Source organism: Telluria sp. GW821-FHT07G12 (assembly GCF_059418525.1).
This window is the reverse complement of sequence record NZ_JBWKQA010000002.1, coordinates 225,028-245,860: the sequence shown is the minus strand read 5'-3', so window position 1 is coordinate 245,860 and position 20,833 is coordinate 225,028. Positions and strand designations below refer to the sequence as shown.

18 protein-coding genes are annotated in these 20,833 nt (G+C 66.7%); 11 read left to right on the top strand and 7 right to left on the bottom strand.

The window, feature by feature from the left end; translation table 11 throughout:
• Positions 1-123 precede the first annotated feature (123 nt).
• From AC07PE_RS09400 to AC07PE_RS09390, 3 genes are read left to right on the top strand one after another with little or no spacing between them, the layout of a single operon-like run.
• Positions 124-621, top strand: coding sequence for a (2Fe-2S)-binding protein (locus tag AC07PE_RS09400; RefSeq protein ID WP_498763520.1), 498 nt, complete (start codon positions 124-126; stop codon positions 619-621).
• Positions 618-2,912 carry a xanthine dehydrogenase family protein molybdopterin-binding subunit gene (locus tag AC07PE_RS09395; RefSeq protein ID WP_498763518.1) on the top strand — a complete coding sequence of 765 codons (2,295 nt, stop codon included), beginning with the start codon at positions 618-620 and terminating at the stop codon, positions 2,910-2,912. The genes AC07PE_RS09400 and AC07PE_RS09395 overlap by 4 nt, the downstream gene beginning before the upstream one ends.
• An 8-nt stretch (positions 2,913-2,920) precedes the next feature.
• A complete protein-coding gene (locus AC07PE_RS09390; protein ID WP_498763516.1) occupies positions 2,921-4,435 on the top strand; it encodes a tetratricopeptide repeat protein in 1,515 nt (504 codons plus the stop codon).
• 32 nt (positions 4,436-4,467) lie between these two features.
• Here the strand turns inward: AC07PE_RS09390 and AC07PE_RS09385 are convergent, their stop codons facing one another.
• Both AC07PE_RS09385 and AC07PE_RS09380 read right to left on the bottom strand, forming a co-directional pair.
• Positions 4,468-5,073, bottom strand: a complete 606-nt coding sequence (locus tag AC07PE_RS09385; RefSeq protein WP_498763514.1) for an isochorismatase family protein — start codon at positions 5,071-5,073, stop codon at positions 4,468-4,470.
• 114 nt (positions 5,074-5,187) lie between these two features.
• Positions 5,188-5,520, bottom strand: a complete 333-nt coding sequence (locus AC07PE_RS09380) for a hypothetical protein (RefSeq protein ID WP_498763512.1) — start codon at positions 5,518-5,520, stop codon at positions 5,188-5,190.
• 213 nt (positions 5,521-5,733) lie between these two features.
• On the opposite strand from AC07PE_RS09380, the gene AC07PE_RS09375 reads away from it, so the two are divergent.
• From AC07PE_RS09375 to AC07PE_RS09360, 4 genes are all read left to right on the top strand, one after another.
• On the top strand, positions 5,734-6,885 hold the full coding sequence (locus AC07PE_RS09375; RefSeq protein WP_498763510.1) for a pyridoxal phosphate-dependent aminotransferase: 1,152 nt from the start codon (positions 5,734-5,736) through the stop codon (positions 6,883-6,885).
• A gap of 110 nt (positions 6,886-6,995) precedes the next feature.
• Complete coding sequence (locus AC07PE_RS09370; protein ID WP_498763508.1) at positions 6,996-9,143, top strand: hybrid sensor histidine kinase/response regulator; 2,148 nt, start codon at positions 6,996-6,998, stop codon at positions 9,141-9,143.
• Between the two features lie 84 nt (positions 9,144-9,227).
• Positions 9,228-10,964 carry a vWA domain-containing protein gene (locus AC07PE_RS09365; RefSeq protein ID WP_498763506.1) on the top strand — a complete coding sequence of 579 codons (1,737 nt, stop codon included), beginning with the start codon at positions 9,228-9,230 and terminating at the stop codon, positions 10,962-10,964.
• Between the two features lie 74 nt (positions 10,965-11,038).
• Positions 11,039-12,676 (top strand): Na+/H+ antiporter, encoded by a 1,638-nt coding sequence (locus tag AC07PE_RS09360; protein ID WP_498763504.1) that lies wholly within the window; start codon positions 11,039-11,041, stop codon positions 12,674-12,676.
• A gap of 93 nt (positions 12,677-12,769) precedes the next feature.
• On the opposite strand, the gene AC07PE_RS09355 is transcribed toward AC07PE_RS09360, so the two are convergent.
• Complete coding sequence (locus AC07PE_RS09355) at positions 12,770-13,681, bottom strand: hypothetical protein (RefSeq protein ID WP_498763502.1); 912 nt, start codon at positions 13,679-13,681, stop codon at positions 12,770-12,772.
• A 237-nt stretch (positions 13,682-13,918) separates the two neighbouring features.
• Between AC07PE_RS09355 and AC07PE_RS09350 the strand changes: the two genes are divergently transcribed.
• Together AC07PE_RS09350 and AC07PE_RS09345 are read left to right on the top strand one after the other, a co-directional pair.
• Positions 13,919-15,064: a DNA topoisomerase IB gene (locus tag AC07PE_RS09350; protein ID WP_498763500.1), complete on the top strand. Its 1,146-nt coding sequence runs from the start codon at positions 13,919-13,921 to the stop codon at positions 15,062-15,064.
• 29 nt (positions 15,065-15,093) lie between these two features.
• Positions 15,094-16,146, top strand: a complete 1,053-nt coding sequence (locus AC07PE_RS09345) for an L-dopachrome tautomerase-related protein (protein ID WP_498763498.1) — start codon at positions 15,094-15,096, stop codon at positions 16,144-16,146.
• A 19-nt stretch (positions 16,147-16,165) separates the two neighbouring features.
• Here the strand turns inward: AC07PE_RS09345 and AC07PE_RS09340 are convergent, their stop codons facing one another.
• Positions 16,166-16,702 (bottom strand): pyridoxamine 5'-phosphate oxidase family protein, encoded by a 537-nt coding sequence (locus tag AC07PE_RS09340; protein WP_498763496.1) that lies wholly within the window; start codon positions 16,700-16,702, stop codon positions 16,166-16,168.
• 89 nt (positions 16,703-16,791) lie between these two features.
• Positions 16,792-16,932: a hypothetical protein gene (locus AC07PE_RS09335; RefSeq protein WP_498763494.1), complete on the bottom strand. Its 141-nt coding sequence runs from the start codon at positions 16,930-16,932 to the stop codon at positions 16,792-16,794.
• Between the two features lie 146 nt (positions 16,933-17,078).
• Here AC07PE_RS09335 and AC07PE_RS09330 point away from each other — a divergent pair, with 146 nt between their 5' ends.
• Together AC07PE_RS09330 and AC07PE_RS09325 are read left to right on the top strand one after the other, a co-directional pair.
• On the top strand, positions 17,079-17,972 hold the full coding sequence (locus tag AC07PE_RS09330; RefSeq protein WP_498763492.1) for an AEC family transporter: 894 nt from the start codon (positions 17,079-17,081) through the stop codon (positions 17,970-17,972).
• 117 nt (positions 17,973-18,089) lie between these two features.
• Complete coding sequence (locus AC07PE_RS09325; RefSeq protein WP_498763490.1) at positions 18,090-19,235, top strand: L-dopachrome tautomerase-related protein; 1,146 nt, start codon at positions 18,090-18,092, stop codon at positions 19,233-19,235.
• Here the strand turns inward: AC07PE_RS09325 and AC07PE_RS09320 are convergent.
• Both AC07PE_RS09320 and AC07PE_RS09315 read right to left on the bottom strand, forming a co-directional pair.
• Entirely contained in the window at positions 19,171-20,133 is a 963-nt protein-coding gene (locus AC07PE_RS09320) for a pyridoxamine 5'-phosphate oxidase family protein (protein ID WP_498763488.1), read from the bottom strand. The genes AC07PE_RS09325 and AC07PE_RS09320 overlap by 65 nt on opposite strands.
• Before the next feature lie 7 nt (positions 20,134-20,140).
• Positions 20,141-20,749 carry a glutathione S-transferase family protein gene (locus tag AC07PE_RS09315; protein WP_498763486.1) on the bottom strand — a complete coding sequence of 203 codons (609 nt, stop codon included), beginning with the start codon at positions 20,747-20,749 and terminating at the stop codon, positions 20,141-20,143.
• Between the last annotated feature and the right edge of the window lie 84 nt (positions 20,750-20,833).

Sequence of the window (20,833 nt, the reverse complement as noted above, 5' to 3'; positions counted from 1 at the left end):
TGTGACAGATTATCGAAACTGCATCCATAAATCCTTGGTCTTGACGGCCCGCTTTGGTTTAGGATGTTGGGCGTTATGTTCTGGCAATTCATCATCGGAAACAAGCGGACATTGAGCGGAGACATGAGTAAATACACGTTGAACGTCAACGGCAAGGCGCAAGCCGTGGACGTCGAGGCCGATACGCCCCTGTTGTGGGCCCTGCGCGATACCATGGGCCTGGTAGGCACCAAGTATGGCTGCGGCGTCGGCGCCTGTGGCGCCTGCACTGTGCACGTGGACGGCCAGCCGGCGCGCGCCTGCCAGCTGCCGGTCTCCAGCATCGGCAAGCGCAAGATCACCACCATCGAGGGACTGGACGCCAGGGCGGCCCACCCGCTGCAGCAAGCCTGGCAGGAACTCGACGTGCCCCAGTGCGGCTACTGCCAGTCCGGCCAGATCATGAGCGCCTGCGCCCTGCTCAAGCAGCATCCGCGCCCGAGCGACGCCCAGATCGACGAGGCCATGGCCGGCAACCTGTGCCGCTGCGCCACCTATGTGCGGATCCGCGCCGGCATCCGCCGCGCGGCCGACATCGCATCGAGTGCATCGACTGCATCGACCGGAAAGGGCAAGAAATGAGCGCCCGCCACGACGACCTGACATCGGCGCCGGTTTCCAATGCGCGCCGCAGCTTCCTGCGCCAGTCCGCGGCCGGCGGCTCGCTGCTGGCGCTCGGCGTCTTCGGCAACGGCGCCATCGCCGCCCTCGCCCAGGGCCAGGACAAGGCCGCCGGCAATGCGGCCGGCGCCGAATTCTCGCCCAACGTCTTCATCCGCATCGCCCAGGACGGCACGGTCACCCTGGTGTCCAAGCAGCCGGAAATCGGCCAGGGCATCAAGACTTCGCTGCCGATGGTGATCGCGGAAGAACTGGAAGTCGATTGGAAGGATGTGCGCGTGGTCCAGGGCGACCTGAACCCGGCCTATGGCTCGCAGGGCGCCGGCGGCTCGACCTCGACGCCGACCAACTACGAGAACTTCCACCGCCTGGGCGCCACCGCGCGCACCATGCTGGTCCAGGCTGCAAGCCAGGCCTGGGGCGTGCCGGCGGGAGAATGCCGCGCCGAGCACGGCGCCGTGCTGCACGATGCCTCGAAACGCCGTCTCGGCTACGGCGAGCTGGTGAAGGCGGCATCAAGGTTGCCGGTGCCGGATGCGAAAGGCGTCAAGCTGAAGGATCCCGCCAGCTATAAACTGCTCGGCACCCGCGTCGGCGGCGTCGACAACGACAAGATCGTCGCGGGCAAGCCGCTGTTCGGCATCGACGTCCAGCTGCCCGGCATGCTGTACGCCGTCTACGTCAAGTGCCCGGTGCTGGGCGGCCGCCCGGTGTCGGCCAACCTGGAGGCCATCAAGGCCATGCCGGGCGTGAAGGATGCCTTCATCGTCGAAGGCACCGACAACCTGAACGGCCTGCGTCCGGGCGTGGCGATCGTCGCCAACAGCACCTGGAACGCGATCCGCGCGCGCAAGAAGCTGGTGGTCCAATGGGACGAAGGCGAAGGCGCGAACCACAGCTGGTCGGGCTTCCTGGCCCAGGCCCAGGCGGCCAGCAAGCAGCCGGGCGCCGCCACGATGCGCCGCGACGGCGACGTCGAAACGGCATTGGCCGGGGCCGCCCGCACCGTGGAAGCGGCCTACGTCTATCCCTTCATCTCGCACGCGAGCATGGAACCGCAGAACTGCACCGCCTCGGTCGATCCGAAGGACGGCAGCATCGAATTGTGGGCGCCGACCCAGAACCCGGGCGCCGGCCAGGCGCTGGTGGCCAGCACCTTCAACATCCCGAAAGAGAAGATCGAGCTGCACATCACGCGCAGCGGCGGCGGCTTCGGACGCCGGCTGTCGTCGGACTTCATCGTCGACGCTGTCGCCATCGCTCAGAAGGTGAAAGCGCCGGTCAAGCTGACCTGGATGCGCGAAGACGACCTGCAGCACGACCACTTCCGCGCCGGCGGCTTCCACTTCCTGCGCGGCGGCGTCGACGAAGCGGGCAAGCTGGTGGCCTGGCACAACCACTTCGTCACCTTCGCCAACCGCATCGAGAAGAAGGAAAGCGACGGCACCAGCAACAGCGTGCTGCAGCCCGGCAGTGGCGGCAACCTGTCCGGTGACGAGTTCCCCGGCCGCTGGGCGCCCAACTGCCTGCTGGAGCAGACCCCGCTCGAATGCCGCATCCCGATGGGACCGTGGCGCGCGCCGGGCTCGAACGTGTTCGCCTGGGTCTTCCACAGCTTCATCGACGAGCTGGCCCATGCGGCGGGCCGGGATCCGATCGAGTTCCGTCTCGAGATCCTGGGCGACAAGGACATGGTGGCCGGCACCGGCGAACGCGGTGTGCCCTACAACGTGGCGCGCATGCGCAATGTGCTCAAGGCCGTGGCCGAGAAGTCCGGCTGGGGCAAGCGCAAGTTCGCGCGCGGGCAAGGCGCGGGCGTGGCCTTCCACTTCAGCCACCGCGGCTATGTGGCCGAAGTGGCCGAGGTAAGCGTATCGAAGGAAGGCCAGCTGAAGGTCGACCGCGTGGTGGTGGTCACCGACATCGGCGCCCAGATCGTCAACCTGTCCGGCGCCGAGAACCAGGTGCAGGGCTCGGTGATCGACGGCCTGTCGACGCTGATGTACCCGGCCTTGAACGTCGAGAAGGGCCGCATCGTGCAGAGCAACTTCCACGACTACCCGCTGCTGCGCATGCCGGACACGCCCACGAAAATCGAAACCCACTTCCTGAAGACCGATTATCCGGTCACGGGCCTGGGCGAACCGGTGTTCCCGCCGCTGGCGCCGGCCGTCTGCAATGCGATCTTCGCCGCCACCGGCAAGCGCGTGCGCGAGCTGCCGCTGTCCAACGCGGACCTCAGCTGGAGCTGAACGTGGAGTTGGCTGCCCTGCTCCGCCAGGCCGTCGCCCTGCACCAGCAGGGCCGGCTGGAGCAGGCGCACGCGCTCTACGGGCAGGTGCTGGCCCTCGATCCGAACCAGTTCGACGCCCTGCACCTGAGCGGCGTAATCGAGCGCCAGCGCGGCGACTCGGTGCGCGCCGTGGACCTGATCCGCGCGGCGCTGCGGATCGACCCGCAACAGGCGCGTGCCCATGCCAACCTGGGGGCGGCCCTGAACGACCTTGGCCAGCTCGACGCCGCCCTCGACAGCTACGAGACCGCGCTGCGCCTCGACCCGCGCTATGCGCTGGCCTGGAACAACCGCGGCAACACCCTGCGCCGCCTGGGCCGCCAGCCCGAAGCCCTCGACAGCTACGAGCGCGCCCTCGCCCTGCAGACCGGCTATCCGGAAGCCTGGTGCCACCGCGCCATCGTCTTGAACGACCTCGGCCGCCATGCCGATGCCGCCGCCAGCGCCGAACAGGCCCTCAGCATACGCGCCGGCTATGCGGATGCGCTGCAGGCGCTCGGGAATGCCCTGCAGGCGCTGGAGCGCTTCCTGGAAGCGGTGGCGGCCTACGACCGCGCCCTCGCGGCCGCACCAGCGCCGCAGCAGGCGGAAATCTGGTGCGCACGCGGCGCCGCGCTGAAGAAGTCCGGCATGCTTGAGCAGGCCCTGGACAGCTACCAGCAGGCGCTGCAGCTGCGCCCCGATTACGCGATGGCCGAGCACTACCGCGCCAACGTCCTGCGCGCGCTGGGCCGCCGCGAGGATGCCGTGCAGGCCTACCGCCGCGCGCGCGAGCTGGGCGCCGACCCGGCCGGCATCGCCTTCGCGCTGGCCGCACTGGGCGAAGGCGAACTGCCTTCCTCGGCGCCGGCCGACTACGTGAAGGGCCTGTTCGACCAGTACGCCGGCCACTTCGACCGCCACCTGGTCGGGGTGCTGGGCTACCGCACGCCGGAACTGTTGATCGGGCTGCTGCAGGCCCACCTGGGGCCGCAGCCGGCGCTGGACTCGGCGCTGGATCTCGGCTGCGGCACCGGCCTGTGCGCGCCCCTGCTGCGGCCGCTGGCGCGGCGCCTGGCCGGGGTCGACCTGTCGGAGAAAATGCTTGACAAGGCGCGCGAGGCCGGGCTGTATGACGAGCTGGCCTGCGCCGACATTGTGGCCTGGCTGGACGGCCGGCAGGCGGAATGGGATCTGGTGCTGGCGGCCGATGTGCTGGTCTACCTGGGCGAGCTGGCGCCGCTGTTCGGCGGCATCGCGCGCGCCCTGCGTGCCGGCGGCTGGTTCGCGTTTTCGGTGGAGTCGCTGGCATCCGCCGAGGTAGGCGGCGCCGGCTACGCGATCACGGCCTCGAACCGCTTCGCGCACGCGCCCGCCTACGTGCGCGCCTGTGCGGCGGCGGCCGGCTTCGAGGTGGTCGAGACGCGCGAGGCCGTGCTGCGCAAGGAGCACGGCGCCGACGTGGCTGGCCAACTCTTCCTTCTGCGCGTGACGTTAACGTAATTCCGCGTGGGCACGGGGTGCCCACGCACCGATCAAGCGACCGACAGAGCGGTCATCCCCACTTCGCCCAGACGCACCGGCACGGCGCCACGCGCCACCATGCGGTCCATCGCACGCCGGCCATCGCCCGCCTCCACATCCACCGCACGCATGGCCTCGGGCACGATGATGGCGTCGAAGCCCTCTTCCAGCGCATCGGTGACGGTGTTCAGCACGCAGTAATCGGTGGCCAGGCCGCACACGGTGACGCGTGCGACGCCCCGCGCGCGCAGCTCGCCGGCCAGGCTGGTGCCGTTGAAGGCCGAATAGGCGTCGAGCGCCGCGGTATCGGCCTTGGAGACGACGATGGCGTCGTCCGGCAGCGCCAGTTCGGCAGTGAACTCGGCGCCCGGCGTGCCGGCCACGCAATGCGGCGGCCATGGCCCGCCCTGGGCGGCGAAGGAACAGTGATTCTCCGGATGCCAGTCGCGCGAGGCGACGATCGGCAGTCCCTGCTCGCGGAACAGTTCGATCAGGTGGTTGATCGGCGCGACGACCTCGTGTCCGGCCTCGACGCCAAGGGCGCCGCCGGGGAGGAAGTCGACCTGCATGTCGATGATGAGCAGGGCGTCGCTGGGTTCGAGGTGGATGGCGCTCATTAATTCTCCGCTCAGTCGTCATTCCCGCGGAGGCGGGAATCCATGCTGAAGTAAAGGAATCCGTACTTCGAAAATACCATACCGTAATTAACGGTACAACTTTGGTCGCTCTGTTCAGTGCCGGTGCGCCGGATCCGGGTCCAGCGCACCGTGCCGCTCGAGGATGGCCTCGGCCCGCTCCGCCAGATCGTCTTCGAGCGCGTTCACGACGATCATGCAGTCGCGCACGTCGTCCTGCGCCGTCGGCGCGTAGGTATGGGTGTAGGCGGTCTTGCCTTTCACTTGCGGGTTGTCGCCCACGGTGAAATTGCCCTGGACGGCGCCGGTTTCATAAATGAGGACGTCGATCTTGACGTCGTCGGCCGGGACGCCGGCCGCCAGCAGTTCCTGGCGCGCCTGCTCGGCCGAGGCCAGCTGCTTGAAAGTACGGACGATGGGGTTATGCATGGCTTGCTCCAACAAGGATGTGGTCAAGTTCACCGTACCAGAAACGGCCGCGGCGCGGCGCTCGCGCACCCCTGGTTCTCGTCCAAGATTGCCCGTCAGTTACATATGTGTCCCGTGCGTCATGAATTTTTAAAACTAGTACAATCAGGAAACACTCTACCGTACGACGGTAAAAATCTCAGCAATATCAGACAGTTACGGAGGCAGCACAGAATGCATATATCGGCCAGGATCGCCAACTCCCGCCCTCTTGCGACCACCGCCATGCACGGGCGTGTGGAAAGCCTGCGCGCGGAAGGTGTGCCGGTCATCGATTTCTCGATCGCGATCTCGCACTTCCCGGCCCCGCGCCCCGTGCTCGACGCGGTCGCCGCCGCGGTCGAACGCGAGCGCACCATGCCCTATACCAGCGTGGTCGGCGCGCTCGACGTGCGCGCCCGCCTTGCCGCCAAGCTGTCCAAGGAAAACGGCATCGACGCCACGCCCGACGAGATCATCGTCACCAACGGCGCCAAGCAGGCGCTGTACGAAGCCCTGTACACGATCACCAATGCCGGCGACAGCGTCCTGGTGTTCAAGCCGCACTGGCCGGCCTACGTCGCCACTTCCCAGCTGCTGGGCCTGCGTCCCATCCTGGCGGACCTGCCCGACGCGATCACGCCACAGTTCCTGGAAAGCCTGGAAACGCCCAGGGTCGTCATCATCAATAACCCGCACAACCCGACCGGCAAGGTGTACACTCCCGGCGAACTGGAACACATTCGTGCCTGGGTGGAACGCATTGGGGCAAAGGTCATCGTCGACGAGAGTTACGAGCACCTGATCTTCGACGGCGAACACGTCAGCCTGGCGGCCTCGTGCGACTGGCGGAAGATCGGCGTGATCACCATCTTCTCGGCCTCGCAGAGCTACGCCATGATGGGCTGGCGGGTCGGCTTCGCGCTGGCCCCTGCCGAAGTGGTCAACGCGATGCAGACGCTGCAGGGTCCGATCACGGCCGCCGCGCCCCACCTGTCGCAGGTGGCGGCCGACGTTGCCTTCGCCACCGGCGCGCCCCACGAGATGATGGCGGAATACCGCCAGCGGCGCGATCTGGCGGTCAGGCTGTTTGCCGAGGTCCCCTGGATCGTCATGCACGCGCCGGCCTCCGGTCCGTACCTGTGGGGAGACGTGCGCAGCCTGACGATGGACACCGTCGGCTTCGCCGAGCGGCTGATCGAAGAGAAGAAAGTGGCCATCATGCCCGGCGAGGCGCTGGGCGTACCGGGCTTTATCCGCCTGGGCTACATTTCCGACGACGTGGCAACGCTGCGCGACGGCATCTGCAGGATCATAGACTTTGGTGATGCCTACAAGGCAGTGTAAAGATAACAATGACTTCTGGGTTGGGCCGTAGTAAGGGTCGATTTCGGTTGAACAGTTTGCGCAGCCGGCTGATGCTGCTGGTTGCGCTGGCAATGATGCCGCTCGCGGTAATGACGATCCTGTCTGGCATACGCGAGCGCGAGCACGCCATCAAGGCGTCCGAGGAAAACCTGCGCCGGCTGACCGGCATGGCGGCGGCCAACGAGGCCCAGTCGATCGAAGGCGCGCGCCAGATCCTGGTCGACCTGGCCAGCGTGCCCGATCTGATGGGCGATACCGCCAAGTGCACTTCGCTGCTGTCGGATGTCCTCGACCGTAACGAGGGCTTCGTCAACTTCGGCCTGATCCAGCTGAACGGCGACGTCACCTGCTCCGCCGTGCCCCTGCTGCACCCGGTCAACCTGGGCGACCGCAGCCACTTCCGCCGTGCGATCTCCGAGCGCCGCTTCATCGCCGGCGACTACGTGTTCGGGCGCGTGATCAAGAAGCACACGATCAACCTCACCTACCCGGTCATCGACCGCAGCGGCAAGGTGCTGGCCGTGGTGTTCGCCGCCATGGACCTGGAAGGCCTGGACACCTTCATCAACGACATCAACCTGCCGCCGGGCTCCGTGCTGGCGACCGCCGACGCGCGCGGCAGCATCATCTCGCGCCGCCCCGATCCGGAGCGCTATTTCGGCACCAAGCTGTCGCCGCCCACGCTGGAGGCGCTGGCCACCGCCGGGCAGCGCGCCGTCACGATCCGCGGCGAGGACGGCATCGAGCGCCTGCACACCTTCGCCCGCGTCGGCGCGCCGGCCCTGACCGACTACACCGTCACCATCGGCATCCCGACCGAGACCATCACCTCGGCCGCGCGCCACGACCAGCTGATGTCGCTGCTGGGCCTGGGCGCCACCACCATGCTGGCCCTGCTGGCGGCCTGGCTGGTCGGCGACGTGCTGATCGTGCAGCGCGTGCGCAAGCTGATGGGCACCGCCGAGCGCATCGCCGCCGGCGACCTCGACGCCCGCTCCGGCATCGACTATGCCAACGAGGAGATCGGCAACCTGGCCCAGGCGCTGGACCGCATGGCCGCCTCGCTGCAGAAGAAGGAAGCGGCGCGCTCGCTGGCCGAACGCGAGCTGCGCGCCGCCGACCAGCGCAAGGACGAGTTCCTGGCGATGCTGGCGCACGAGCTGCGCAACCCGCTGGCGCCGATCAGCACCGGGGCGCATCTGCTCAAGCTGCTACATTCGGATAACGCCCAGATCACCCAGACCTGCTCGATCATCGTGCGCCAGGTCGACCACATGACCAGCCTGGTCGACGACCTGCTGGACGTCTCGCGCGTGACGCGCGGCCTGGTGTCGCTGTCGACCCAGGTACTGGACCTGAAGCGCGTGGTCGACGACGCCGCCGAGCAGATCCGCCCGTTGATCACCGCGCGGCGCCACCGCCTGGTGGTCGAGCTGCCGCCGAGCCCGGCCCACGTCAAGGGCGACCACAAGCGCCTGGTGCAGGTGGTCGCCAACCTGCTGAACAACTCGACCAAGTACACGCCGGAAGGCGGCACCCTGCGCGTGCGCCTGGAAGCCGACGGTGACGACTTCGTGCTGACCGTCCTCGACGACGGTATCGGCATGGACCCGGGCCTGGTGGAGCGCGTGTTCGACCTGTTCACCCAGGCCGAGCGCACGCCGGACCGCTCGCAGGGCGGCCTGGGGCTGGGCCTGGCGCTGGTCAAGAGCCTGGTCGAACTGCACGGCGGCACCGTGCAGGCGGCCAGCGCGGGCCTGGGCAAGGGCTCGACCTTCACCGTGCGCCTGCCGCGCTACACCCAGGACGTGGTGCTGGCGCCGCAGCCGTCCGGCGAACCCCTGCCCGAGGGCGCCGCGCCGCTGCGCATCCTGCTGGTGGACGACAATGTCGACGCCGTCCATACGCTGCAGCTGTTCCTGCATTCGGCCGGCCACGAGGTCGAGGTCGCGTATTCGGCCGGCGATGCGCTGGAGCTGGCGAAGACCGTCGCCCCGGACGTCTGCCTGCTCGACATCGGCCTGCCCGACTTCGACGGCAACGAACTGGCGCGCCGCCTGCGCGTGCTGCCGCAGACCACCAGCGCGACCCTGATCGCGATGACAGGCTACGGCCGCCAGCAGGACCGCGACGCCTCGATGGCGGCCGGCTTCGATCATTACCTGGTCAAGCCGGTGAACACGACCCAGCTGTCGGACATCCTGGCGGCGGCTGCCGAGGCCAAGGTCAGGAGCTGAAAAGATATCAAGATGTAACGGCGGTTGCCAGGGCCATGCCTTTGTAGCAAGTTATCGGCACAATAACTTCTACGAGGTCCATCGATGAAACCCGCAACCGCCGCCGGCTCACTGACCCTGACCGCCCTGCTGCTGGCCGCCTGCAGCACGTCCACACCGTCCCAACAGGAAGTCACGGTCGAGAAGACGGTGGCCGCGGATGCCAGCTCGGCGCGCTCCGTGATGCTGCCCGCACCGGCGGCCCCGCCGGCGCCGTCCCCGGTGACGGTCACGGGTTCCGCCAACGCGCAGGCATACAGGCGCGCACCGGGAACGCTGATGTACGCGCCGCCGCCCTCGTATATCCCGCCCGGCATTGCAGTGGTACTGCCCCGGAACACGGACAAGTTCCCGGACAAGGAAGCCAACAAGACGGTGCTGGTGAGCGAGCAGCCGGTTTCCACCTTCAGCGCCGACGTCGATACCGCCTCGTATGCCTTCGTGCGCCGCACCCTGTCCGCAGGCCGGCTACCGGCGCCGGACGCGGTGCGGGTCGAGGAGATGGTGAATTACTTCCCCTACCACTACGCCGGTCCGCGCAGCACCGACCAGCCCTTCGCGGTCGCGACCGAGGTGCTGCCGAATCCCTGGAAAGCCGGCACCCAGCTGGTCCACATCGCCGTGCGCGGCTACGACATCAAGGCTGCCGCGCGGCCTCGTGCCAACGTGGTGCTGCTGGTCGACGTCTCGGGTTCGATGATGCCGGCCGACCGCCTGCCCCTGCTGCAGCAAGGCTTCCGCCTGTTCGCCCAGCAGCTGCGCGACGAGGACACCGTCGCCATCGTCACCTATGCGAGCGGCACCCGCGTGGTGCTCGAACCGACACCGGGCAAGGACAAGGGCAAGATCCTCGACGCCATCGACTCGCTGCGCGGCGGCGGCGGCACGGCGGGCGGCGCGGGCCTGCAGCGCGCCTACGAAATGGCGGAGCGGCACTTCGACCCGAAAGCCGTGAACCGCGTGATCCTGGCCACCGACGGCGACTTCAACCTCGGCATGACCGATCCGAAGCAGCTGGAACGCTTCATCGTCGACAAGCGCAAGACCGGCATCTACCTGTCGATCTTCGGCGTCGGCGAAGGCAACCTGAACGACGCCCTGATGCAGCGCCTGGCCCAATCGGGCAACGGCAATGCCGCCTACATCGATTCGCTGCTGGAAGCGCGCAAGGCACTGGGCGAAGAACTGGGCTCGACCATGTTCCCGATCGCGAACGACGTCAAGATCCAGGTCGAATTCAATCCCGAGCAAGTGGCGGCCTACCGCCTGATCGGCTACGAAACCCGCATGCTGCAGCGCCAGGATTTTAAAGACGACAAGATCGACGCCGGCGACATGGGCGCAGGCCATACCGTCACCGCGATCTACGAGATCACCCCGGCCAGCGAGGCAGGCAAGCTGGCCGACCCTCTCCGCTACGGCAAGAAGGAAAAGGCGAAAGCCGCTGAAGGCAAGCATGGCGACGAGCTCTGCTTCGTCAAACTGCGCTACAAGCTGCCGGGCAAGCCGACCAGCCGCGAGATCGCGCACCCGGTGCATGCCACGGCCGCGCGCAAGAGCCTGGATGCGGCGCCGAGCGACCAGCGCTTCGCCATCGCCGTCGCCGCCTTCGGCCAGCGCCTGCGCGGCGAGCCGCAGCTGGCGGACTTCGGCTACGACCGCATCGCCGAGCTGGCCAACACCGCGCGCGGCGACGATCCGGACGGCTACCGCGCCGAGTTCGTGAAGCTGGTGCGCATGGCCGAGACCCTGGGCCAGACCGGCGCCGGGGGCCAGCCATGACGTCCTCGCCGCGGTAACGGACCACGCTCATCCGCGGCATCCCTTATCATCGGGTTTTGATAAGGAGGTAGGGGATGGAGTCGGTCGAAGTCGTCCTGGCAATGCTGCTGGCGGTGGTCGCCAGCGGCTGGGTAGGACGGATACTGCCCTTCGGCGTGCCGCTGCCGCTGATCCAGATCGCGCTGGGCGCCGTGATATCGGGCGTGTTCCGCCACGGCGTGGCGCTGGAACCGGACATCTTCTTCCTGCTGTTCCTGCCGCCGCTGCTGTTCCTGGACGGCTGGCGCATCCCCAAGGTCGGCCTGTTCCGCGACAAGGGCACCATCATCGAGCTGGCGCTCGGCCTGGTACTGTTCACCGTGGTCGGCGCCGGCTACCTGGTCCACTGGCTGATCCCTTCGATGCCGCTGCCGGTGGCCTTCGCGCTGGCGGCCATCGTGGCGCCCACCGATCCGGTGGCGGTGTCCGCGATTACCAGCCGGATCCCGGTGCCGCCGCGCCTGATGCACATCATCGAGGGCGAGTCACTGCTCAACGACGCCAGCGGCCTGGTCTGCTTCCGCTTCGCGGTGGCAGCCGCGGTGACGGGCAGCTTTTCGCCCACCCAGGCCGGCCTGACCTTCCTGTGGGTGGCGCTGGCCGGCATCGCCGCCGGGGTGCTTGTTACCTGGGCAGTCACCCGCACCCACGGCGCCCTGCTGCGGCGCTTCGGCGAGGACGACGGCATGCCCATCCTGATCAACCTGCTGACGCCCTTCGGCGCCTACCTGGCGGCGGAGCACATCCACGCTTCGGGCATCCTGGCGGCGGTGGCGGCCGGCATCACGATGAGCTATGTGGAGCTGAGCGGTTCGGCCTCGCCCTCCACCCGCATCCGCCGCGGCGTGGTCTGGGACACCCTGCAGTTCGCGCTCAACGGCGTGATGTTCGTGCTGCTGGGCGAACAGCTGCCCGACATCGCGCGGGGCGCCCTGCACCCGCCCGGCGGCGGCGCGCCCCTCGATCCGTGGTGGCTGGCGGGCAATGCGCTGGCGCTCAGCCTGGGCCTGGTGCTGCTGCGCTTCATCTGGGTGTGGGTGTCGCTGCGCCTGACCATCCTGAACCAGCGCCGCCTGGGCCAACAGGTGTTCAAGCCGCGCATGCGGCTGGTCCTGGCGACCTCATTCGCCGGCGTGCGCGGTGCGCTGACCATGGCCGGCGTGATGACCTTGCCGCTGACGCTGGCAGACGGCTCGCCCTTCCCCGGCCGCCAGCTGGCGATCCTGCTGGCCAGCGCCGTCATCGTGGTCTCGCTGCTGCTCGCCAGCGTGGCCTTGCCGCGGCTGCTGCGCGGGCTGGAAGTGCCGCTTGAACCGGACGTCGAACAGGAAGAGGACCGTGCCCGCCATGCCGCTGTCCAGGCCGCTGTCGAGGCGGTGGAACGCGCCGGCCGCGAACACGCCGGCGGGCCCGACGCCGAGATGCATGCCAACGTCTGCGGCACGGTGGTCAACCTCTACCGCAACCGACTGCGCAATATCCAGCAGAGCGATGCCAACGGGCCGGACGTCCACGCGGCGCGCCGGGCCGAGCGGGAGTATCGGCTGGCTGCGCTGCGGGCGGAGCGGGATACCATCTTGCGGCTGGGGCGGCGGCGCGAGATTTCGGATGAGGTTGCGCGGAAGTTGTTGCGGGAGATTGATCTGGTAGAGGCGCGGTATAGGGAGCCCTAATCGGCAGCCAGAGCCATCAAGCTAATTGATGCCGGTTCCGACACGTTAGCTCTTTCTCTATATCAGGACAAGCAGAAGGTATTAATGGGCGATCTAGTCCAAAGCAGGCATGAACCCTTTTGCAACTATATAAACATCTTTTCCCGGCTTATAGATAGGTGTCGTATTTTTAAGAATCGCGTGTGGCATTGCGAACAACATCCCGATCACACAGTGACAATTTTCGGAGTAGTTCAGAGTCATGAAATGTTTGCTTGTGTCGCTCGCATTGCCGTTCGAGTCGACTGAACGCACATCGATGAAGATCTGCTCGGGGAGATTGGCAGGCTGTGCAAAAGAGTCTGCATCCCGGGCTGAAATAGGGACTGCGAACGAGTAAGGTGTTGCCGTATTCGGTGAAAGGGACAACGGGGACCACTGCGGTTCGGCGATGATGAGTCTGGCTCTGTGTTCTTCGTGCTTTGCCGAAAACGAGACTGCGGTAACTGTCACGGGGCTGGAGAGAGTATTGCTGAACACACCGCGCAGCTGGAGTGTCCTCGATTTGGCGTCGACGCTGAAATCGTCGATCGTCAAGGATACCTTGGCCGAATTTGCCGGCATGGCACTCGAGCCCACACGGTTCGGACTCAAGAGCTTGTCTTTCAAGCCATCGAAGTAGTGTTGGCGGCACTCATTGCGATTCCTCTGCGCGGCCAGCAAATCCCGTTGCAGCAAACCACTGTAGTCTCCGGTCTTGTATTTGGCAGCGCCGCTGAAGCCGGCATCTGCCGCCACTTTGAGAAGCTTGCTCAGCTTCACCTTCATTTCACCGGACAATTCCCAATTCTGCTGTGAGCCATTTAGCGGCACTTGTTCACACATGTCATTCGCAATTTGCTGAATCATGTTCAAGGTGGCCTTTGTCCGTTCTAAGGGATCGCTCGTGGCCGCTTCGGAAAATGCTGACACGATCGAAAATAGAACGATGAAAATAAACTGCACATATTTGTTCATATTGTTCAAGACAAAGGTTGAGGTAAGTGCATTAACGACAGCAGTCTGAAGATCTTGAAAACATATCAAGCAATTCCGTACTTCTGAAAATACTTTTGTGCATCCCGTCGAGTAATCACCGTCACTCCTTTCTTTTCTACATGGTCATCGTAAAGCAGATACCGCAGCAAAGTGCGCTCCCGTACGGTGCACCGATATGCCCCCGGCGTAGACTTGGCCCCGCTTCTACCTACGAACGGGACCATCATGAAGAGCGACAACGACCCCGAACAACGCGCCACAGACGCCGACCCGATACCGAACAGCGACCCGCCCACCGCCGCCAAAGCGGCCGGCCTGCGCTACGTCCTCGACGACCGTCCCGGCATCCGCCGCGAGCCGGACAAGGACGGCTTTCGCTACTTCGACGCCCGCAACGAGCCCATCCACGACGAAGCGACCCTCAAGCGCATCAAGGCGCTGGCCATCCCGCCGGCCTGGACCGAGGTCTGGATCTGCCCCCAGGCCAATGGCCACCTGCAGGCCACCGGGCGCGACGCGCGCGGGCGCAAGCAGTACCGCTACCATCCGAAATGGCGCGAGGTGCGCGACGAGGTGAAGTACGAGCGGATGATCAAGTTCGGCAAGGCGCTGCCGCAGATCCGCAAGGAGGTCGACCGCGCCCTCAGCCTGCCCGGCCTGCCGCGCGAGAAGGTGCTGGCGACCATCGTCTACCTGCTCGAGGCGACCATGATGCGGATCGGGAATGACGAATACGCGCGCGAAAACAAGTCGTATGGCTTGACCACGCTTCGCAACCGCCACGTGAAGATCGACGGCAGCGAAGTCGAGTTCCGCTTCCGCGGCAAGAGCGGTGTCTACCACGACGTCAAGGTCAACGACCGGCGCCTGGCGCGCATCATCCAGCGCTCGCGCGACCTGCCCGGCCAGGACCTGTTCGAGTACCTCGACGACGACAAGCAGCCGCACACGGTCAACTCCGCCGACGTCAACGATTACCTGCGCGAAATCAGCGGCGAGGACTATACCGCCAAGGACTTCCGCACCTGGTCGGGCACGGTCCTGGCCGCGATCGCGCTGCAGGAATTCGAGAAATTCGATTCCGAGGCCCAGGCCAAGAAGAACGTGGTGCGCGCCATCGAGACGGTGGCCGAAAAACTCGGCAACACGCCCTCGGTCTGCCGTAAATGCTACGTGCACCCGGCCGTGCTGGACTCCTACATGGACGGCACCATGGTCGAGGGCCTGCTGGCGCGCGCCGAAGAGAAACTGGCCGAAGACCTGCAGGACCTGCAGCCCGAGGAAGCCGCGGTGCTGGCCATGCTGCAGCAGCGCCTGGCGCGGGACGTGCCGGAGCCGAAGAAGGTCCAGCGCAGCCGCAGGGCCGCCTGAGCTCAACCCCTAACAAAAAAGGACGTACGATGACAGGTAAGGCAAACATCGAACTGGTCGCCGACTTCGGCCACCAGGTGACGGGCGTGTCGGTCTCGGAGACCAATCGCATCTTCGTGAACTTCCCGCGCTGGACCGAGGACACTGCGGTCTCGGTGGCGGAACTCAGGGACGGCGAAGTCAAGCCTTATCCCGACGAAGAGTGGAACGCCTGGCGCAATGCGAAGAAGGACGAGATCACGCCGAACGACCACTGGGTCTGCGTGCAGAGCGTGGTGGCCGACCAGCGCGGCAGCCTGTGGGTGCTGGACCCGGCCGCGCCGGCCCAGGCCCACGTGGTCGACAAGGGGCCCAAGCTGGTGCGCATCGATCTCGCGAGCGACAAGGTGACCCAGGTGATCGCCTTCGACGAAGACGCCGCGCCGCAAGGCTCCTACCTGAACGACGTGCGCTTCTCGAACGACGGCAAGTACGCGTTCATTACCGATTCCGGCGTCAAGGGCGCGCTGCTGGTGGTCGATATCGCGGCCGGCAAGACGGCGCGCGTGCTGGACGGCCATCCGTCCACGCAGATGAAGAAGGGCTTGAACGTGACGGCCGACGGCCAGGTGCTGCGCCGCCCGGACGGCCGCGGCGTCGAGTTCTCGGCCGACGGCATCGAGTTGTCATCCGACGGCAAGTACCTTTACTGGCAGGCGATCAAGGGCGACCAGCTGTACCGCATCCCGTCCAGCGCCCTCACCGGCCCGGGTCTGAAAGGCGAGGACGTGTCGGGCCAGGTCGAGCAGTACGGCACCAACGGCGTCAACGACGGCCTGTTGATCGCACGCGGCAGCGAGGACATGTACCTGACTTCGGTGCAGGACAATGCCATCAAGGTGCGCAAGCTGTCCGACGGACCGCAGGCCGAAGCGAAGATCGTGGTGCAGGACGAGCGCCTGCGCTGGCCGGACACCTTTTCGCAGGGGCCCGACGGCACGATCTACGTGACGACCTCGCACATCCAGGACTCGGCCTTCTTCAAGCCGGATGCGCCGGCGGCGCTGCCGACGCAGTTGTGGAAGCTGCGTTTCGACAGCTGAGCGCCGTATTCCGGAAGCCTCAGAAGACCAGGCGGCCCTCGATCGAATCGTCGAGGGTCTTGCCGACCAGCGCGCCGACGGCGATCTTGGCGCCCGCCACGACGGCGCCGTGCTTGTTGTCCCAGTAGTAGCCGGACTGCGGCTGGAAACGGATCACGGTGATGCGCGGGTCATCCTCGCCCTCCGTGAACCAGGTTTTCAGCATGCCGTTCCAGAGCTCGTGGATCTTCGCCTTGTCTTGCAGGACTTCTGCGCGGCCCTCGAGTTCGAGAAAACCGGCATGGGCGCCGACCTGGAAGTAGAGCTTCACCGCTGGGTTGGATGCCAATTCCTGGTTCTTGTGGCTGTCGCTGGCGCTGAGGAACCACAGGTTGCCGGCGTCGTCGGTTTCCCGCACGCTCATCGGGCGCACGCCGTTGGTTTCGCCGGTCGCCGTGGCGGTCACGAAAAAGCAGGTCTCGGCCTCATCGGCCATGTCCTTGAGGCGTTTGACGGCGTCACGGCCGCTGAGGTCCTTGCGATTGTTCTCGGGCTGATTGCGGTTGATAGAATCCATTGTGTTCTCCGAAGGCCATGGGGCCAATGAGAACACTGTACGCAAGCGCCAGCACGCCGACTGTGCGCCGGCGTACGCGGGAAGATCGATTAACGGCTCTGGACGGCTTGAACCGGCGCCGGCGACGTATCGGCATGCGCCAGGCTGATGCTGGCAAGAGCGACAACGGCGGCCAGCAGGGACAGCACGCGCAGGCGGCGGAAACGGGTGGAAGGCAGGGAGTGTCTCATGTCTTTATCCTGATTCTAGATATTTCTGTGCAGCTAGTTTTCTAGCATACCGCGATAAATACAAAAGGAAATACACGAAATGTAACGTGTATCCTAGAAGCAACGCATCAATTAGAATGGCGCAGAACCCGACTCTTCCTGCGCCGATGCCTTTCACTCAACTGCTGCCGGTCTTCCTGCTCGCGGGCCTCGGCGCCCTGCTCGTCCGCCTGCCCTGGTTGAAGCCTGGCTGGCATGCCGACGTCACCGAGCTGACGGCAAAATTCCTGGTGCCCGTCCTGCTGTTCACGAGCGCCTGGCGCACCGGCATTCCGCCTTCGCTGTCGTGGAAGGTGCTGTGCGCCTTCTACCTGCCGCTCGGCCTGCTGTTCGCCGGGGCGCGCTGGATCGCGAAGCGCGGCAGCGACGGCGCCGCCACGGCCCTGGCTGCCACCTACTCGAATACGGTGTTCGTCGGCGTGCCGGTGCTGGTGCAGGTGCTCGGCGAAGGCAGCCTGCAGTTCGCCTATCCCGTGATCGCCTTCCACAGCCTGTTCTGCTTCACGCTCTATCACCTGAGCGAGGATGGGGCGCCGTCCGGCTGGTTCGGCCCGGTGCTGAACACCTTGAAAAATCCGATCGTCGCCGCCCTGCTGCTCGGCCTTGCGCTGAACCTGCTGCACGTCGGGTTGCCGGCCCCGCTGCTGCGCGCGCTCGACATGCTGGGCGGCGCGGCCCTGCCCTGCGCGCTGCTGTCGCTGGGCGCCTCGGTGGCCTCGCTCAAGCCCGGCCGCTGGAGCCGCACCGGCGCCGTCGTGCTGGCCAAGCTGGTCCTGCTGCCGCTGGGCGTGACGGCCCTGTCCGTGTTCGTGTTCCAGCTGCCGATGGCGGCCGCGATGGTCTTGACCGTACTGGCCTCCTGCCCGGTCGGCATCAACGCCGCCTTCGTGGTCAAGCCGGCCGGGGGCGGCGCCCAGCTCGTGAACTCGGCCATCCTGCTCTCCAGCCTCCTGTGCGCGGCGACCATGCCGGCCTGGCTGTGGGCACTGCGTCATCTTTGACGGCGCCGGCGCCTTCCGCATCGTCTTCATCGATTCCTAAGCTGGAACCGGCGTGCGCCTACACGCCCTTCGAAAAGCGCATGTCAGACTTGCGGCTAGCCCAATCACGAGATCGACATGGTGCTCAGACTCAGGCTATCCGCACTCGTCCTTGCGAGCGCCGCCGCAGGCGGTCTTGCTTACCTGCCCGCGGCCACGGGCTGGACCGGCAACACGGTCACGCCGGAGCGCGTCGCGCAGTTCGCCCACCAGGTCACCGGCGTCACCGTGACGGAAGGCGGCCGCATCTTCGTCAACTTCCCGCGCTGGACCGAGGACAGCCCGGTTTCCGTCGCCGAAGTGATGAAGGACGGCACGCTGCGGCCCTATCCCGACGCACGCTGGAATGCCTGGCGCAACGTGCGCGCCGACGAGCTCGACCCGGCCCGTTACTGGGTGTGCGTGCAGAGCGTGGTCGCCGACGGACGCGGCAGTCTGTGGGTGCTCGACCCGGCCGCGCCCGCCGTCGACGGCCTGGTGCCGGGCGGACCGAAAATGGTACGCGTCGATCTGGCCAGCAACCGCGTCGTCCAGGTGATCCGCTTTAACCAGAAGGTCGCGATTCCGGGTTCCTACCTGAACGACGTGCGCTTCTCGACGGACGGCCATTTTGCCTTCATTACCGATGCGGGACAGCGCGGCGCGCTGGTAGTGGTCGAGCTGGCCAGCGGCGAGGCGCGCCGCGTGCTCGACGGCCATCCATCGACCCAGCCGGAACGGGGCGTGGTGGTGGAAACGGACGGTCGCCCGCTGCGCTATCCGGACGGGCGCAAGATCAGCTTCGCGGCGGACAGCATCGCCTTATCCTCGGATGGCAGCTACCTGTACTGGAAGTCGCTGACCGGCAAAAACCTGTACCGGATCCCGTCCGCGGTGCTGGAGACGCGCGGCTTCGCCGGCCAGGACGTCTCCAGCTATGTGCAGCCCTACGGCCAGGTCGGCCCCACGGATGGCTTGTGGATAGGCCGCGGCAGCCAGACCCTGTTCGTCACCTCGATCGAAGACAATGCCGTCAAGGCGCGCGACCTCTCCCAGGGTCCGGCTGGCGGCCTGCGCGTGGTGGCGCAGGACCCGCGGCTGCGCTGGCCGGACACCTTCAGCCAGGGACCGGACGGGAGCCTCTACGTGACCACCTCGCGCATCCAGGACTCGGCCTTCTTCAACCGCGATGCGCCGCTGGCGCTGCCGACCCAGTTGTGGCGCCTGCGCCTGCCTGGACACTGAGGCCCCGTGCGGCGCGGTCGACCAGTCCGAATGCGCCCTCGCGCAGCACGCCGCGCACGATGCGGAAGCGCCAGACCCGCTCGACCGGCGGCGTCTGGTCCGGATCCGCCGCGCTCCAGTCGATCTCGACGAGGCCCTGCAGCTGCAGCATGTCGCCGCTCTCGAAATCGGCAAGCACGATGGCGGCGCGCGGCTCGGCGATGAAATTGCCGAGCGTGTTGAAGTAGCGGTTGCCGTTGAAGTCCGGGATGCTCAGCACGCTGTCCTCCAGCCGCGCGAAGCCGGCCGGGCCGCCGCGGTGCGAGATGTCCAGGCCTGACGCCGCGCCTGCCGCATCGGCGCCGCTGGCGCTGGCCACAAACAGGGTGCTGCTGCTTGCCAGCAGCTCGCGCGCCCGTGCCGGCAACACTTCACCGAAGTCGATCGCTGGCCCGGTCTGGCGCACCACCGGCGCCAGCTCGCGCACCTGGATATAGCGCGGGCAGTTGCCGAAAGATTGCAGCACATCGATCGCGAAGCCCTCCGCCGCCACCTGCACGAACGTGCCGTTCAGGCGGTTGCGCCGGCGCGTGCCCAGGTCGATGCCGAGCAGGCCGACCGGCGCCCCTGCCCTCAGATGCGCACGCACCGGATCGCCGGACGGCGGCATCGCGCCGACCATCAGCCGCGCCGGATCGGGCGAACTGGCGAAACCGGGCGCACCCTCCACCAGCGTCGCCAGCGGCCAGCCGTCCGCATCCGGCACCGCCACGCAGACGAAGCGCAGCAAGGGAAAGAAGGCCCGGTGCTGCTCCGGCATGGTGGCACGGATCGGCGCCGCGGCGGGTGCGGCGCCGGCCAGGCGCTGGGCTTGCAGCTCGCCGGCGTGGAAAGGCATGGCGATACGGTCGTCGCTCATGGCCGCCTCACGCGTCCGGCATCGGGACGAAGCCCGGCAAGGCCTGCACCCTGGCGATCCACGCGCGCACCTGCGGGTAGGGATCCAGGGCGATGCCGCCCTCGGGCGCATGGGCGATGTAGGCGTAGCAGGCAACGTCGGCGATGCTCGGCGCCTCGCCGGCCAGCCAGGCATGCGCGGCCAGCTCGCCTTCCATCAAGCCAAGCGCCCTGGCCGCAAGACGCTGGATCAGCGCCGGCTGCACGCCCGTGTCGTAGAAGCGCGCGTTGATGCGGGCGCTGGCCGGGCCGTAGGCGATCTCGCCGGCCGCCAGCGACAGCCAGCGCTGCACGCGCGCCGCACCCGCCGGGTCTTCCGGCAGCCAGTTGCTGTTCGCCGCATAGCGCTTGGCGAGGTAGACGAGAATGGCATTGCTGTCGGCCAGCGCCAGGCCCTCGTCTTCCAGCACCGGGATCTGGCAGGTCGGGTTCAGGCGGCGGAATGCGGGCGTGTCGCGCACCGCCGCCGGGCTGTCGGCAAACTCGTAAGTCAGGCCGAGCAGGTGCAGAAAGAGCATGACCCGGTGGGTGTGGCCGGACAGGCGGGTGCCGTGGAGGATGCGTCGAGGCTGGTCCATGATCGTCTCTTCAGAGTGATTGGAGCCACCATCCTAGGCCCATCGCCTTACCGTGTGAATCCGGCATAATGGCAATTCAGCATT